This window comes from Levilactobacillus sp., assembly GCF_022646225.1.
GTDB lineage: Bacteria > Bacillota > Bacilli > Lactobacillales > Lactobacillaceae > Levilactobacillus > Levilactobacillus suantsaiihabitans.
The window spans coordinates 178,334-192,972 of record NZ_JALCJA010000004.1; the positions used below are offsets into that span (position 1 = coordinate 178,334).

A 14,639-nucleotide genomic window follows, 5' to 3' on the forward strand; every position below is an offset into this window, starting at 1 on the left:
GGGCTGAGCGGTTTATTGAGGATGTTCATCACAAATCTTCGGTTTCATCGTTGGATGACGATTCTAGTGCTATTCGGCGGTCTTTACGCAATGAGGATCAGCAGACTAATCAACAGATTTAAGCGCTTCTAGCATATCCACGCTTTGAATCTTGCGGTTCATCATGAACATCACGACCAGAGAAAATACGATTGTTAAACCGACAGAAATGATAATGTTGATCCAAGTTAGGCCAGGCGCGACCATTGCTGTTGCGGGAGGGAGAAGTGCCATAATGTAGGCGTGAAAAGCGTATCCCACCCCAATGCCGACGATGATTCCCGCACCGGTTAAGATATTGGTTTCACGGTAGATATACATCAGCACCTCCTTAGGGTAGAAGCCGAGCACTTTGAGTGTGGACAATTCGCGCACCCGCTCTGACACATTGATATTGGTTAGCGTGTATAACACGACCAGCGAGAGCAGCGAAGCACTAAGCACCAGGACAAGGATCAGGTTGTTCAGATTACTTAAGATGTTAGTGATTGTCTTCTTGGTTTCCTTAGACTGGACGGTTTGAACGGCCGCGGCTGTTCGGTTGAATTTGGCAGCAAAAGCATTCACAGATTTAGCAGTGGCATGTTTCAGCGTCACTAGATAGGCATTAGCGGTGACGTTAGTGTCGTAAACCTGATTATAATAGGCTTTGCTCATGTAGATGGCGTGCCCAGCATACATCTTGGTAATGCCGGCGACCTTTATTTTGTGACTGGTTCCATCAGTGTCTTTGATTGTGAATGTGTCACCAACATTCACATTTTGAAGCTTGGCAAGTTTTTGTGATACGATTGCCCCATTCTTGCTGAGGGTCATCTTCTTATTGGTCTTGTAGTCTCGCAATTTGATATATTGATCAAGTTGTGAGGCTGAACTTGGGACAATTAAAGAGATGTTTTCACGCGAGTTAGAGTCGCTACTTGTTGCGTAAACATTGGCAAAGTAAGCCGAGCTGTACCGCTTGACGGTGTTGGCTTTGGTAATGCTCTCTTGAGCAGAGGTAACCTCACTTTTTTTAGCATTAGGATTGTACACGGCTACAAGATCGTACTGGCTAATTTGACTGAACTGGCGGTCAATAATTGTATTGAGCGAGTCGCGAATGCCAAAGCCGGTGATCATCAGCGCAGTGGCCCCTGCAACCCCAATGATGGTCATGAGCATGCGCCCCTTGTAGCGGAATAGGTTACGAGCAGTGACTTTGTGGGAAAAACTCATTCTCTTCCAGATTGGCGTGATGTGTTCCAACAAAATTCGTGAACCACTGACGGGGGGCTTGGGCAACATGAGCTCGGCGGTGATTGTTTTTAGAGAATTGTGTGCGGCCAGCCAAGAGGCCAGGACCGTCGAGAATAAGGCAAGGGCGAAACCGGCAGCAATGAATCCCGGATGCAATGCGAGCTGGAGACTCGAGAAATTAAAGTTGGCGGTGTACGCGCGGAAGATGATCTTTGGCAACACGAGTAGGCCGAGAATACTGCCAAATACCGTCCCCGTAACTGCCGTGGTGATACTGTAAACGAGGAATTCGCGCATGACTTCGCCTTTGGTGTACCCTAGCGCGCGCAAGGTCCCCATTTCAATGCGCTTTTCCTCAACCATTCGCCGCATCGTGGTGAAGCTGACTAGAATAGCAATCAGGAAAAAGAATGCAGGGAAAGATTTGCCTAGTGCGTCAATGCGCTCTGCGTCCTCGCCGTAGTTGTTGTAGCCATCGTTGTAGTCGTTACGACTGGCGATGGTTAGGGACACATCATTGAGTTGACGCTTGGTCGCCTTCGCGTCGGCTACTTTCGCCTTTGCGGCCTTGAGTGCTTGCTTTTGCTTCTTTAATGCCGCTTGCTGTTGATCCAGCGCTTTTTGTTTGGCCGTTAGGGTCGTAATGGCGCTTGAAGACTGAGCAGCCTTTGCTTGGGCCATTTGGGTGTTTAATTGCTTTTGGGCGGTAGCTAGCGTTGTGTCTGCGTTGGCGATTGTCGTTGTGTTCTTAGCAATGCGCGTCTTGGCATCGTTAATTTGTTGGGTGAGATCTTTGCGCAGACTGGCTACTCGCGCGCGATTGCGTTGATTAAGCTTTCGTTGCAGTTTTGCCACTTGCTGGGTGGCATAGTGTTCATAGGCATTGGAATAGGCGGCACCCTTGACATTCGTAAATGCTAAACGGGCAACGTTGGGCTTGCTGCTAGAAAAAGCCCCAGTGGTGGTATAGGCAAAACCGTATAAGGTACCGCTACCAAGACTTGTCGAACCGAGGTTGTCCTTTTTTAGATACTCTGTTGAGGTCGCAAAGCCAACGATGGTAAATGTTTTGTGTGTCAGCCCAGTACTCCCATTAGACTTACCGGCGGCGACAGTAATATGATCACCGAGCTGGTATTGACCGCGGAGCTTGTCACTTAACACAATTTGTTTAGCAGTGGTTGCCTGGTGTCCTTTAGTGAGGGTCATTTTAGATAACGTTTTAGGATTGCTTTGAACACGTAGCACGTGCTTGGTGTTTTTAATGACGATGTCCGTTGTATGGCCAAATTCGGTCTTTTTGATGCCCGCAAGGTTTTCGATCGCCGTTCGATCTTTTGCGTTCAAGCTCACGGTTGATGTGACCTTAGCATCTGCCAGCTGCTCGGCATTGTAGGCGGTTTGCGCGGTTTTGCGCATATTTGGTCCGGTGACGTTCAACCCAATTAAGACGAAGACGCCCAGCATCAAAAGCGCTGATACCGAGACATACCTTGCGAGAGACATTTTGAACTCGCGCGCAATATTTTTGTTTAGCATTTTCATCAGTCATCACCTACCATTCTAGTTCGGCAACCGGAGTTGGATTCTCGTTGCGGGTATCTGCTTTTACTTGACCGTCAGCTATTTCGATGACATGATCAGCCATTGGTCGAATCATTGAATTATGGGTAACAATAATCACATTCTTACCGGACTTGCGCGTGAAATCTTGAAATAATTGCAAAATCTTTTTGCCCGTGTGATAATCCAGCGCACCAGTTGGTTCATCAGCCAATAATAAATCAGGATTCTTCGCAATCGCGCGGGCAATCGCGACGCGTTGTTGTTCACCGCCTGAAAGTTGGGCGGGGAAGTTTTGGATACGCTTCTCTAGGCCGACAGCAGCCAAGGCTTCTTCGGCTGGCATGGCTTGATCTGCAATTTCGGCTGCTAATTCAACATTTTCAATCGTCGTTAAGTTTTGCACCAGGTTGTAGAACTGGAAGACAAAGCCGACCTGTTTGCGGCGATAAGTTGTTAAGCCACGTGAATCGAGTTCGCTAAGCTCAACGCCATTCACATTAACCGTGCCACTGGTCAGATGATCCATGCCACCTAGTACGTTGAGTAACGTTGACTTGCCGGCGCCAGACGCACCGAGAATGATCGTTAGCTCACCAGGGGCAATTTCAAAGCTGATATTTTTGTTTGCGGTAACAGCGTGATCGCCACTACCATAGGTTTTGGTTTCATTTTGTACTGAGATGAAAGATGTCATTGATTTTTTCCTCCAGTCGATTATAATGGACAACGTGTTAATCAAACTACACGATTATTAAAACACATAGATTGCTGAATTCTATGCCCATTTATTTGAAAAGTGTCAATTAAATAAAGGAGGTTGACATGCCAACCCATCAAGAACAAATTGCGCAGACTGATGCAGCTATCTTGAATGCATTGGTTACCGCGGGGAAAACGAAATCACTAAACCAAATTACGGTGAGTGATTTAACCCGTCTTAGTGGTATTAGTCGCGGAACCTTCTATTTACACTACCTGGATAAGGATGATTTGGTAACAACTGTTGAAAATAGTCTTTCTTCCAAGTTTCAGTTGATGTTAGATACTGGCATTGACGGGACGATGAACTATCAAGATTTGAGTGCCGGTCAACCGTACCCTGTGATAGAAGATATTGTTGCTTTTGCGGCTGAGAACAAAGCAATGCTTAGCTTTCTTTTTGGCCCCAATGGTGATCCGGCTTTCGCAAACGCAATTACAGCCTTGCTTCAGAAATCAATTTTAAGCGAACTAAAGCGCGTTAAAGGGACTGCAAAATTTAGAAATGACTTGCCGCAAAAATATGCGTTGTGTATCGTCACTAATGCCATCATGTCAGTCATTCTTACCTGGCTGTCCAATGAGGATTCATTGTCGCAAAGTGAACTTTCAAAAGTAATCATGCGAACCTTGTATCTGTCACCGTATGATGTGCTAGGCATCAAAGGGCAGTAACTGCCATCGTGAAATCGTTGCGGTGTGCCAGCAGCATTGCGATTGGGTACAGTTAGTTGGTTATTGAATAACCTTGTTCTCAACTTAATTTGCGACTAGTTTATGCCTTGAAGAAAATCAACTAACACCAAGCGTGTTATTATCCATGGTTTCACGAAGAAGACTCAGAAGACGCCGGTGGCTGAACTTAATCATGCCAAAGAACTCAGGACAGAATATGACGATAATTTGGGAGGTAAATAACGTGGCAAAGAACATTCTTTTTTGATGATTATCTTGCTGAACAACTTGAAGACCCTGAATTCAAGGCAGGTTTTGATGCCGAATCTGCCAAACTTGAGCGTGTGGTTGCCTGATGAACGCGCGTGAACGCGCTGGTTTGACCCAACGGGAACTAGCAGAGCGGACAGATGTGCCGCAGTCGACGATTGCACGGATCGAGCAGGGCCAGAATACTAGTTTTGGCACCATGAGTAAGATTGCCTTTGCGCTGGGGAAAAAGCTCAAAGTTGAATTCGTTTAAGATGTAAAGATGTCCCAATGTTTGTTAGCGTCAGCTATCGGAACTTTCGAGACTGGCGCTTTTCTTTATATGATTGATACGTGATACTTGAAACATAATACTGACGAATCGAGGCTGTTTCATGAAGGAAGTAGATCAAAAAAGAGCTGCTACGGCTTTTGCCAAGCGTTGGCAAAAGCGTGGTAATGAACGACAGGATAGCCAGACCTTCTGGTTGGACTTGCTGGAGACTGTCTATGATATTCCTAATCCTGGTGAGTACATCAGTTTTGAAGACCGAGTAATGCTGGATCACACCAGCTTTATTGACGGTTTCATTGACACAACCAAAGTGTTGATTGAACAGAAAGGCCGAAACAAAAGCTTGTTTGCCGGCATACGGCAATCTGACGGCAGTTTGCTGTCTCCATTTGAGCAAGCAAAACGATACTCCGCTAATCTACCGTACTCCAAGCGACCGCGCTGGATTATCACGAGTAACTTCACCCAGTTCTTTGTATACGACATGGAGCAACCTAATGGCGAGCCGGCGGTGATCCAGCTTAAGGACTTACCGACTGAGTATTACCGTTTGGACTTTATAGTCGATCAGTTGAATCCGCATCTTGATAAAGAGATGGAAGTTTCAATGCAAGCTGGTGAGTTGGTCGGTAAGATTTACGATGAACTGTTCACGCAGTATCGTGATCCTACTAATGCCAGTAGTCAGCGTAGTATTAACGAGTTGTCTGTGCGGCTAGTGTTTTGCTTGTACGCTGAAGATGCTGGTATTTTTGGCCGTCACGGGATGTTTCATGATTATCTTAATGAGTTTGAGACGCGGCATCTGCGCACGGCTTTGATAGACCTGTTTCGTGTATTGGACACACCGATCGATGAACGCGACCCGTACTTGGAAGAACAACTGGCAGAGTTCCCGTATGTCAATGGCGGTATGTTTGCCAATGAAGAGGTTGAAATTCCCCAATTTACTGATTCGCTGCGCGCTTTGATTCTAGATCAGTCTAGTAAGGAGTTTGATTGGTCAGAAATCAGCCCAACAATCTTTGGTGCGGTGTTTGAGAGTACTTTAAACCCCGATACGCGGCGTGAAGGTGGTATGCATTATACCTCGATTGCCAATATTCACAGGGTTATCGACCCAATGTTCCTAGATGGTCTCCGAGATGAGCTGACTGAGATCAAGCAGATTAAGCAACGCAAGACCATGATTCAACGCGCAACAGATTTTCAAAACCGGCTTGGTAAGTTGCATTTCTTTGATCCGGCGTGTGGTTCAGGTAACTTTCTGACTGAGACATACTTGTCATTACGGAAGCTAGAAAATCAGGCTATCAGCTTAATTTATGGGAACGAAAGCATGCTGGCAATCGATGATGATTTGATTAAGGTGTCCATTCAACAATTCTATGGTATTGAAATCAATGACTTTGCTGTGTCCGTCGGTAAGACGGCGCTTTGGATTGCTGAATCGCAGATGATGGAAGAAACAGCGGCGATTGTCTACGCGAATATGGACTTCTTACCATTGAAGACGTATACCAACATCACAGAAGGCAACGCCATCCGTCTTGATTGGGAAAAGGTAGTCGGCGGCGACAGAATTACGTATATTATTGGCAATCCACCATTTTACGGTCACGAGAAGCGGACACGAGCGCAAGCTGCGGATATGGATATTGCTTTCCATGATTTTACCAAGTATGGCAAGCTGGATTATGTGGCGGCGTGGTACAACAAAGCGGCAGATTTCATTCAAGGTAAAACGACTGAAGTCGCCTTTGTTTCGACTAACTCGATCACGCAAGGTGAACAAGCACCAACGCTTTGGCCAAAACTATTTGAGAAAGGCATTGAGATTCAATTTGCGTACCGGACATTTCGATGGAGTAGTGAGGCTAAGGAAAAGGCACAAGTCCATGTGGTTATCATTGGATTCACCAGTTACTCACGCAAGGAGAGAAAGCGCTTGTATGAAGGCGGTCAGATGAAGCTGGTCGACCACATCAATGCGTACCTTACCGCGGGAGCGAATGTTTACCCACAGCCTCGGCGAAAGATTAGCGTGTCTGGTTCTCAATTTCCAGTGATGTCGCAGGGGAGTAAACCAGTTGATGGGGGTAACTTGATTCTTTCTCCAGCGGAACGAGTGGCGTTAATTAAGCAGTATCCGCAAACAGAAAGTTATATCCGCCGTTATGTTGGCTCCAGAGACTTCATCAACAACTTGGAGCGGTATTGCTTATGGCTGAAGGATGTAGCACCAAACAAGTTCCGATCCGTTCCGCCAATTATGACCCGTTTGTCGGCCGTGGCGGATATGCGGCGGAAAAGTCCGACGAAATCAGTACAGGCATTGGCGGAGACTCCGGCACTGTTTACCCAAATTAGACAACCGGATTCTAATTATCTGGTTGTGCCTGAAGTTTCCAGTGAAAACCGACGTTACGTGCCGATTGACTGGATGACGCCGGATATTATTGCTAGTAACACAGTTTATCTAGTGCCAAACGCAGATTTATTTATGTTTGGCGTGATGACCTCAAATGTGCATATGGCATGGATGAGGACAGTTACTGGGCGTATGAAGAGTGATTACCGCTATACCCCGTCGACGTACGCCAATTTCCCGTGGCCAGAAGTTGATGATAAGCAAAAGTCGAAGATTGAACAAACAGCCCAAGGGATTCTGGATGCCCGTAAGCTTTACCCGGATAGTAGCTTAGCTGACCTCTATGATCCGTTGGCGACGGTTCCAGAACTACGCAAGGCCCACCAAGATAATGATCGCGCCGTTATGCGGGCATATGGGCTGACAATTAAAGGCACTACCGAGAGCGACACCGTCGCCATGTTGTTTGAGCGCTACCGACAATTGACCGAATAGACTTGCGAGAAAAAGGACTACCTGCTTAGATTGGGACTGCTGAAAAAAACTAAACTAAATTGTTGTTTGGAGAAGCACCATTCAAGTCTAAAAATAGCCAGCAAAGTGGATAGTTTTCCTCCACTTTGCTGGCTATTTGACTATGTTTTTGGAAATTCAAGTTTATAAATCTCAGATTTCTGACTTCTTCAGCAGCGACCTTAGATTGGGTTGCCAACTAACTATGTTTGGTTCTAAACCGGCATTTCACGCTGTCATGTTTCATGATTTTAGGCATTCGAGACTGGTCGCGGTGATTTGAGTGGATTTAGTGCGGTACTCATCTTCAGGAATAGTGAGGGAATACTTATAGCCGACAACTTCATCGGTGTTAAATTTGCGGGGTGTGTCATCATTGTCCATGGCTTTGTTATCAGGATCATCGATATGTTCTTCTGTTGCTGGCTTTGGGGTGACTTCATCTAGTTCAAATATGTTGCCAACCTTGGAGCAGTCAAAGTCGCGCATGATTAGCATTTTATCCATAGTGTAATTTTCTTTCGCAGTTGAGTATACTTGTCTTTGGATATCTGCCTAAGCCGTTCACTGTTCAAGAGTGAGTGGTTTTTGCGAGTGCAACTTACTTGTCACTCAGACGAGTTATTTAGCTTGTCGTTGAATAGCGGCCAGCTGACGGTACTGTCCCTGCATCCAGGTCAGGTAAGTTTTTCCTTGTGGTAGGGTCTCAGTCACGTTTAGAACGGGGACTTGTTCCTGCTTGGCGAGGTGGACCATTGCCTTAACGGTCTTATTGCTGGCCTGCTGATTGTTGACGAGAAAGGCGATGCGGTGGTGGCGGAGATCCGCCTGCAGGCGCTTAATGGCTGCGGGGGCAGGGTCGGTGCCGTTCTCAATGGCCAGAGCGAACTGCTGATTGTTGCGCCGGTAACCGAGTGCCGTGAGGGCGTAGTCGAAGACGGGTTCGCTGACGTCCACGCGTTGTTGGTGGCTGTGTTGCTTTAAGGATTTGATTTGCGCCTGCAGCGGTGCGAGGCGGCGGATATAGGCCGCGGCGTTGCGTTGATAAGTCGCTCGATAGCGGGGCGCACGTTTGCCAAATTGCCGCGCCAGATAAGTTGCCGTCCGCGCCATCGTTTCGGGGTCATACCAAATGTGTTCGTTGGCCCCTAGCTTTTTATCCATGACGTCTTCACCCACGCGAATCAGCTGTGCCTGATGGTGATGACTCTTGACGAGCTTAGAAAGCCACGCGTCATACCCCAGGCCGTTGCCGAGAACCACATTGGCGCGAGCGACTGCGGTGGCATCTTTGGGGGTGGGTTCAAAATCGTGGGGGTCAATGCCTGAACTCTTGATAATGGTGGTCACAGTCCCGTGGTCACCGAGAACAGTGCGGGCGACTTCGCCATAGAAATCCAGACTGGCTACCACGTGAATCGGTTTAGTTTTGCTGGTTGTTGGCTGCGACTTGGTAGGGCTACAGGCCGTGGCTCCTAGTAATAACAAGCCCAGGGCCAAGGGGGTTAACAGAAATCGTTTAAAATGGGACATCATCAATTCTCCTCTAATATCTAAATAGTAATGATTACTATTTAGATATTACAGAAGTTATTTTCATTTGGCAAGGATAATTTGCAATGATAATAGTCAGCTCCAATCGCATCTGCCTGAAAAGCCACTCCGGCCTTAGTCGTAAAAAAAGGACAGTGACTAGCGAATTTTTACGGCTAGTAGCTGTCCTTTTATCCAAACTTTTGGGGGACTTGACAGGCATGTTAAAATTAATTTATAAGCACCATTAATTAGATATCCAAAATTAATTTCATCCTGAATACAAGTCTTTTTTTAATTAAAAAACGGCGGTAAGCTAGCTTTAACCAATTTGGTTGGGGCTAGCTTATTTTTTTGGGAGTGATGAGCACATGGAAGAGTTGGATAATCCATTGTTGAGCCGCCTGCAACGCTTGCAGGATCTGAAATTTCTGATTGACCGGGGGACGGACCACCGGCTGGATTATCACCGATTTCGGATCTTTGAGATTCAGTTGCCAACCCAGACGATTGACTTGGTGGCCGAGTATCAGGCCTATGCGCAGGACCGGACACTCAGTGAAGTCGCTGAGCTGATTGTTCAGAAGTATCGGCTATAGCTTGAGAATCTTCAAGATACTTTCGGCGATGACCTCGCGTTGCGCCTCTGGTAGGGATTTGAGATAGGCGATGAGCTCCAAGGTGTGCGCACCAGTCAACGGGTCATCGGCAAAAAAGTCGCCGAGGGTGAGGTGCAAAGCGGTGGCAATCGCCTGCAGCTTGTTGACGCTGATATTGGCCAGTTCCCCACGTTCGATTCGTGAGATTAAACTGACGGAAACGCCGGCTCGTTCAGCTAGTTGTTCAATGGTTAAGTCCAAAGCTTGTCGTTTCTGATGGACCAGTTTACTAATAACATTTTGCATGGTTGGCTATCTCCTATTGTGGTCTTAAAGCTAACCATAATGGAGGAATCTTATCTTTGACAGAGATTAAAAGACGTCTTTTTGTCTATAATAAGGAAAATAATCATTGTTTGCGGTATACTTTAGATTAGCATCACTTATATTAACGTAAGTGAAAAATGATAAGGAGGATTTTTGATGATTCAAAAAATACTGGATATCTTTAAGCAGCTATACTTTGGCTTAAATGCCCGCTTCTGGGTGACCCGGTACGCCATTTCAATATTTGGGGCCGTGGCCTTTGCCTACCTGAGCAAGGAAATGTTTGTGGGCGGTCAAATGCCATTTTACTGGTACCTGATTATCATTCAAGCGGCCATCTTTTACCCCATGGCTAACGGTTTTTTGGTCATCCGCGAGTGGGAGCATGGGCGGCAGGCCAAGGGAATCTTCGACAACGTTGCGGAAATGCAGGCTGCTGATTTCCGCAAGGCCCAGTTCCGGGCAGTCCGCATGATTAACGCGAACATGAGAGAACAATCTTTTGGCGAAACCAAAAATGCCATCAAGAGTGACGCGGCTGGCATGAAGATTATGTTCAAAATTATGGGGCACGTATTTTTATGGGCCTTCGCCATTTGGTTTGTCATTCTGGGGGGTGTCCGGTACTTGATGATTCTGGGACCAGAGGGCTATACGTTTAATTATCGTGAGGATGGCACGTTTATTGCTGATTCAGATTCGCAAGATCAATCATTATAGGAGGAATTAAATTATGAAGAAAAAGTTTTTTGCAATTGTGATCGCTATCACCTTAGTCATGATGGGCGGCGGCTTTCTGAACGCACCAGTGACGGCTAATGCCGCAGTCAAGTGGCAAAAGAAGATGCCCAAGCAGATTAGAGGGACTTATCGCACCAAAAAGGTCAACAACCATTTGCATGAACTGGGGATTGCCCAAAATTACATGGCTGATGAATACTTTACATACCACGCGAACAAGAAAGTTACGAAGAAGCTGCCAATTCTACTGATGTGGCGGGTGCCAGCACGCAAACTAAGTGCGCACCTCTATGAAGTTAAGAGCATTACCCGTTCCGGCAAGCATGTGCACTATTATCTCAAGACATTCAGCCATCACCGGTTAAAGCTATCGAAGACCCAATCCTTCGCACACAAAGCCTATTACCACAGAATTAAGAAGTAACATAGACCATTTCAGTTTAGGAGGAAACAAGTATGTCATTTAACTGGATCAGCAAAGCTACGACCGTCCTACTGAGTAGCGTCTTACTCGGCGGGGTCGTCACCACGACCATGCCCGCGTTGACCACCACTGCCCAGGCCGAATATCTGGCGGACGCGCCGATTAGCTACCAAATGTTTAAGGCTGATGAAAAGGCCGCTAAGCAGGCAGTCAAGCAGGCCAGTCCGGCAGTCAAACTACAGATTAATGGGGCATTTTTCAAGCGGATGGCAGCAAAACCGGTGAACGCGTATGGCGGGACCATGTCAGCGTATTTCACCCAGATCATGCAGTCGCTGTCATCCCATGCTATCAGTGAACTGGGCCGTAAAGGACAGGCCACCGTGGCATTTAAGAAAGACTATCACGCGATGCTGATGCTTTATGATCAATTTAAAGGGCGCTTAGAGCCCATCTATCAAAGTGAGATTAGTGACTATCTTGATGACGCTGATCAGCAAATCAGTAAAAACAAGGTGGACTCTGGGGTTATTAGTAATTTTGGCGATTACTTTGAGCAATACTTTAGAGCCGACATCCGGCCAGATAAGGTGACGGGGGTCCCCCGAGCAAAGAGTAAAATCACGAAGCTGACCGCCAAGAAGACGGCCTCGAAGAAGTACGTGAAAGTGAAGGGGACAGTCAAGCTAAGCAAGAAGGCCAACTACGCCAAAATCAAGACCTACAAGGGGACGCGTTACGTCAAGCTGAAGGCCCACAAGTTCAGCAAGAAGATCTACGCGCCCAAGGCCAAGCGAGTGAGCGCCACCGTTGGTCACTATGCGCACGGGCATTTTTCCCGGGTGACGGCTACTAAGTCGGTGCATGTGAAGTAGTTTAGAAGGCCATGAACAACAATAAAAAACACGACCGCCATCAAGGTAGTCGTGTTTTTGGGCTGCAATGAATGAATCATCACTGTTCATGGGTAATCTCGTTAGCCCGTTCGATCAGTGAAACAAATTGCAGGATGCTTTCGACTTGTGAGTCGGTCAGTCCGCCCATCTTGAAGGGAAGATTGTCGGAGACCCCCAGTAAATAATCAGCAGAAGTGTCTAAGATTGCACAGATTTTAACGAATGTCTCCAACGAGGGGTAGGACAGTCCTTGTTCATAGGCGGAAACTGTGCCCTTACTTACTTCTAATCGTTGGGACAAGTCTAACTGTGTCAGGCGTTTTGATTTACGGACAGCTTTTAGCCGTTCGCCGAAGAAATCAATGCTCATATGTTCACCCTCGATACAGAATAGCAGAGAAGCGTGCCTAAAATACTGGTACTAAGTAAACGTTATATTGACACTTAAGAAAAACTTTACTAATATTATCAGTATAGAATACCAGTATTAATTGTACTTTAACGTCAAGGACAAGTGGGTGAATCTTTCTTCTTAAAAAAGGTTACAGCCGTCTTAATCACTGAGTGTGAATACTGGTTTTCAGTAACGAAAGCGAGGGTGAGCAGTCGTACATTTAAGCAATAGATTGGTGAAATATATAGTGACAGTGTAAATGGTCAGTTTAGTCGGTGACAGAACGAGTGGTGTGGTATCACGAAAGGCGTCATCGCTGGCCGCTTTTTTTAACTGACTAATGCGGCCAAATTTGAGGTGACCATAGCAAGTAATTAGGAGATGACAAATTGGATGGCTTAAAAGATAAGAATGGTAAGTTAAAGAAGAGCTGGTTGATTGGCGGTATCGTTGTTCTGGTGATTATTGTAGGATTGATTGTTTTGATGCCGCGACATTTAAGCGGCAAATACTCGCACACGACGAACCTCCTATTGTCTAAGTCGACCGATACCCTGGAATTCAAGGGAAGTAAGGTCACAGAATTTTCTGGCAATAAAAAGGTTAATGAAGGTACATATCAGTTAAAGGGTGATCAGCTCACCATGAAGATCAACGAAACCAATATGACCGCAACGTTGGCTAAGGACAAAAAGTCTTTTGTCGTTGACTCTGCGGATGGTCTGGCAGACTTGGCTAAGGGATTCAAGTACACGAAGAGCGCAGATTAATTGAAGGAATGGAGATTGGTTAAATGACAAAGGAAGAAATCATCAGTTACCTGACGGATAAGCAGCAGTTAACGGCTAAGGTTCAGGACTTGCGCCATGACATCTATGTTTTACAGACACAGTCAGATGGGGTATTTAACAAGTATAAGAAGCATCGGAACATTTTCGTGGTGGTCATGTTGTTTATCTTATTTATGGTGGATAACGTTGTGGCTGCGGGGATTATTTTGGCAATCTTGTTAGGTGGTTACATTTGGCTACGGATGCAGCGTTCGGCGGCTCAAGGAAAGCTCAATACGCAAATCGATCAAGTCAATCAACAAATCGCAAATGAACAAGCGCAGCCAGACTACCTGGCGGGATTGCAAGATTTTCCGCGGGAATTTTACAGTTACTGGACGATTGACCGCTTAATTCATTTAGTCCAAGAAAATCGAGCAACGACATTGCAGGAAGCCTTTAACGTCGCAGAAAATCAGAATTTCCAAAACGATCAATTGGCCTTGCAACAACAGAATCTGGCTGTTGCCGAATCAACGAATTCAGCTGCCAAAGTTTCTGCGGCTGCCAACGTCTTTACGGCAATGAATACGCGGAAATAGGAAAAGACTGAATCACTGAGGAGACAATCATGATGCGTAAATTAAGCAAGGGGTTACTACTCATGTTCGTCACGTTCGGCGCGTTGGTGCTGGCAACGGGCACCACGGCCGACGCTAGTACCTGGCATCAAGGGCTACCCAAGTTGGTGCGGCAACATAAGTTGTGGGCTGGCAAGAAGGGCGCCAAGTTTGGGTCCGCTAAGCAGCTCTACTCCCGGAATTACATTGAAATTGGGAAGCTCACCAAGGGCAAGTGGAAGAACAAATACTACTTCGCCGACGTTTTACGTTCATACTACAAGAACGGTAAGTATGAGGACACATTCGACGAGGTCTTGATCAACAACAGTCGTTACGAAAGCGACCCGGCGACAGCCTACAAGAAGATGGGCAAGCATACCTACCAAATCAAGTCGACCTTGAAGCGTTCGGGCTATCCCGACCAACGCTACAAGGTGAAGTTCTCCAAGAAGAACAAGCGGATGACCGTTTGGCAAAAGCGGTTGTGGAACCACATTGACCCGAATAAGGGCATGAACCGAAGTCAAAAACGCTGGCACAAGCTGGGGCAGTACCATGGAATTAAGACGGTATCTGATGATAGTTTGTGGAAGAGAGATCCGGTCCGGAAGTAAGTAGTTGAGCGG

At 46.4% G+C, this 14,639-nt stretch carries 15 protein-coding genes and 2 pseudogenes; 11 read left to right on the forward strand and 6 right to left on the reverse strand.

Annotated elements, in window-relative coordinates; genetic code table 11:
• Positions 1-105: 105 nt before the first annotated feature.
• Positions 106-2,823 (reverse strand): ABC transporter permease, encoded by a 2,718-nt coding sequence (locus tag LKH74_RS07715; RefSeq protein WP_287708157.1) that lies wholly within the window; start codon positions 2,821-2,823, stop codon positions 106-108.
• 10 nt (positions 2,824-2,833) lie between these two features.
• Positions 2,834-3,538, reverse strand: coding sequence for an ABC transporter ATP-binding protein (locus LKH74_RS07720; RefSeq protein WP_287708158.1), 705 nt, complete (start codon positions 3,536-3,538; stop codon positions 2,834-2,836).
• A 128-nt stretch (positions 3,539-3,666) separates the two neighbouring features.
• On the opposite strand from LKH74_RS07720, the gene LKH74_RS07725 reads away from it, so the two are divergent.
• The 4 genes and pseudogenes from LKH74_RS07725 (at position 3,667) to LKH74_RS07740 (ending at position 7,688) form a co-directional block, all read left to right on the forward strand.
• The gene (locus LKH74_RS07725; RefSeq protein ID WP_135367600.1) at positions 3,667-4,278 is read left to right on the forward strand and encodes a TetR/AcrR family transcriptional regulator; all 612 of its coding nucleotides are present in this window, start codon (positions 3,667-3,669) and stop codon (positions 4,276-4,278) included.
• A 135-nt stretch (positions 4,279-4,413) separates the two neighbouring features.
• A pseudogene (locus tag LKH74_RS07730) lies at positions 4,414-4,521 on the forward strand (type II toxin-antitoxin system RelE/ParE family toxin); the annotation flags it as partial.
• Positions 4,518-4,801 (forward strand): annotated as a pseudogene (locus LKH74_RS07735) (helix-turn-helix domain-containing protein). The pseudogenes LKH74_RS07730 and LKH74_RS07735, both read left to right, overlap by 4 nt.
• Before the next feature lie 121 nt (positions 4,802-4,922).
• Positions 4,923-7,688, forward strand: a complete 2,766-nt coding sequence (locus LKH74_RS07740; protein ID WP_287708159.1) for a DNA methyltransferase — start codon at positions 4,923-4,925, stop codon at positions 7,686-7,688.
• 261 nt (positions 7,689-7,949) lie between these two features.
• Here the strand turns inward: LKH74_RS07740 and LKH74_RS07745 are convergent, their stop codons facing one another.
• Both LKH74_RS07745 and LKH74_RS07750 read right to left on the reverse strand, forming a co-directional pair.
• Positions 7,950-8,213 carry a hypothetical protein gene (locus LKH74_RS07745; protein ID WP_287708160.1) on the reverse strand — a complete coding sequence of 88 codons (264 nt, stop codon included), beginning with the start codon at positions 8,211-8,213 and terminating at the stop codon, positions 7,950-7,952.
• 114 nt (positions 8,214-8,327) lie between these two features.
• Complete coding sequence (locus LKH74_RS07750) at positions 8,328-9,239, reverse strand: metal ABC transporter solute-binding protein (RefSeq protein WP_287708161.1); 912 nt, start codon at positions 9,237-9,239, stop codon at positions 8,328-8,330.
• A 371-nt stretch (positions 9,240-9,610) separates the two neighbouring features.
• Here LKH74_RS07750 and LKH74_RS07755 point away from each other — a divergent pair, with 371 nt between their 5' ends.
• Positions 9,611-9,838 carry a hypothetical protein gene (locus tag LKH74_RS07755; protein ID WP_135367597.1) on the forward strand — a complete coding sequence of 76 codons (228 nt, stop codon included), beginning with the start codon at positions 9,611-9,613 and terminating at the stop codon, positions 9,836-9,838.
• Here the strand turns inward: LKH74_RS07755 and LKH74_RS07760 are convergent.
• A complete protein-coding gene (locus tag LKH74_RS07760) occupies positions 9,833-10,144 on the reverse strand; it encodes a helix-turn-helix domain-containing protein (protein WP_135367596.1) in 312 nt (103 codons plus the stop codon). The genes LKH74_RS07755 and LKH74_RS07760 overlap by 6 nt on opposite strands.
• Before the next feature lie 177 nt (positions 10,145-10,321).
• Here LKH74_RS07760 and LKH74_RS07765 point away from each other — a divergent pair, with 177 nt between their 5' ends.
• Genes LKH74_RS07765 through LKH74_RS07775 form a run of 3 tightly spaced genes read left to right on the forward strand, consistent with a single transcriptional unit; the run spans position 10,322 to position 12,205 of the window.
• Positions 10,322-10,885 (forward strand): hypothetical protein, encoded by a 564-nt coding sequence (locus tag LKH74_RS07765; RefSeq protein WP_287708162.1) that lies wholly within the window; start codon positions 10,322-10,324, stop codon positions 10,883-10,885.
• 13 nt (positions 10,886-10,898) lie between these two features.
• Positions 10,899-11,330, forward strand: a complete 432-nt coding sequence (locus LKH74_RS07770; RefSeq protein WP_287708163.1) for a hypothetical protein — start codon at positions 10,899-10,901, stop codon at positions 11,328-11,330.
• 32 nt (positions 11,331-11,362) lie between these two features.
• The gene (locus LKH74_RS07775; RefSeq protein ID WP_287708164.1) at positions 11,363-12,205 is read left to right on the forward strand and encodes a hypothetical protein; all 843 of its coding nucleotides are present in this window, start codon (positions 11,363-11,365) and stop codon (positions 12,203-12,205) included.
• Between the two features lie 79 nt (positions 12,206-12,284).
• Here LKH74_RS07775 and LKH74_RS07780 read toward each other — a convergent pair whose 3' ends face one another.
• The gene (locus LKH74_RS07780; RefSeq protein ID WP_125576650.1) at positions 12,285-12,596 is read right to left on the reverse strand and encodes a helix-turn-helix domain-containing protein; all 312 of its coding nucleotides are present in this window, start codon (positions 12,594-12,596) and stop codon (positions 12,285-12,287) included.
• 413 nt (positions 12,597-13,009) lie between these two features.
• Between LKH74_RS07780 and LKH74_RS07785 the strand changes: the two genes are divergently transcribed.
• Genes LKH74_RS07785 through LKH74_RS07795 form a run of 3 tightly spaced genes read left to right on the forward strand, consistent with a single transcriptional unit; the run spans position 13,010 to position 14,627 of the window.
• Positions 13,010-13,390, forward strand: a complete 381-nt coding sequence (locus LKH74_RS07785) for a hypothetical protein (protein WP_287708165.1) — start codon at positions 13,010-13,012, stop codon at positions 13,388-13,390.
• A gap of 23 nt (positions 13,391-13,413) precedes the next feature.
• Entirely contained in the window at positions 13,414-13,992 is a 579-nt protein-coding gene (locus LKH74_RS07790; protein ID WP_135367591.1) for a hypothetical protein, read from the forward strand.
• Positions 13,993-14,021: 29 nt separating this feature from the next.
• Positions 14,022-14,627: a hypothetical protein gene (locus tag LKH74_RS07795; RefSeq protein WP_287708166.1), complete on the forward strand. Its 606-nt coding sequence runs from the start codon at positions 14,022-14,024 to the stop codon at positions 14,625-14,627.
• Positions 14,628-14,639 lie beyond the last annotated feature (12 nt).

Excerpts from the sequence above, each read along its gene's own strand:
- LKH74_RS07745 (WP_287708160.1), bottom strand. The coding sequence starts at position 8,213 with ATGGATAAAATGCTAATCATGCGCGACTTTGACTGCTCCAAGGTTGGC.
- LKH74_RS07725 (WP_135367600.1), top strand. The coding sequence starts at position 3,667 with ATGCCAACCCATCAAGAACAAATTGCGCAGACTGATGCAGCTATCTTG.
- LKH74_RS07775 (WP_287708164.1), top strand. The coding sequence starts at position 11,363 with ATGTCATTTAACTGGATCAGCAAAGCTACGACCGTCCTACTGAGTAGC.
- LKH74_RS07755 (WP_135367597.1), top strand. The coding sequence starts at position 9,611 with ATGGAAGAGTTGGATAATCCATTGTTGAGCCGCCTGCAACGCTTGCAG.
- LKH74_RS07770 (WP_287708163.1), top strand. The coding sequence starts at position 10,899 with ATGAAGAAAAAGTTTTTTGCAATTGTGATCGCTATCACCTTAGTCATG.
- LKH74_RS07740 (WP_287708159.1), top strand. The coding sequence starts at position 4,923 with ATGAAGGAAGTAGATCAAAAAAGAGCTGCTACGGCTTTTGCCAAGCGT.
- LKH74_RS07780 (WP_125576650.1), bottom strand. The coding sequence starts at position 12,596 with ATGAGCATTGATTTCTTCGGCGAACGGCTAAAAGCTGTCCGTAAATCA.
- LKH74_RS07760 (WP_135367596.1), bottom strand. The coding sequence starts at position 10,144 with ATGCAAAATGTTATTAGTAAACTGGTCCATCAGAAACGACAAGCTTTG.
- LKH74_RS07715 (WP_287708157.1), bottom strand. The coding sequence starts at position 2,823 with ATGAAAATGCTAAACAAAAATATTGCGCGCGAGTTCAAAATGTCTCTC.
- LKH74_RS07720 (WP_287708158.1), bottom strand. The coding sequence starts at position 3,538 with ATGACATCTTTCATCTCAGTACAAAATGAAACCAAAACCTATGGTAGT.
- LKH74_RS07795 (WP_287708166.1), top strand. The coding sequence starts at position 14,022 with ATGATGCGTAAATTAAGCAAGGGGTTACTACTCATGTTCGTCACGTTC.
- LKH74_RS07765 (WP_287708162.1), top strand. The coding sequence starts at position 10,322 with ATGATTCAAAAAATACTGGATATCTTTAAGCAGCTATACTTTGGCTTA.
- LKH74_RS07790 (WP_135367591.1), top strand. The coding sequence starts at position 13,414 with ATGACAAAGGAAGAAATCATCAGTTACCTGACGGATAAGCAGCAGTTA.
- LKH74_RS07750 (WP_287708161.1), bottom strand. The coding sequence starts at position 9,239 with ATGTCCCATTTTAAACGATTTCTGTTAACCCCCTTGGCCCTGGGCTTG.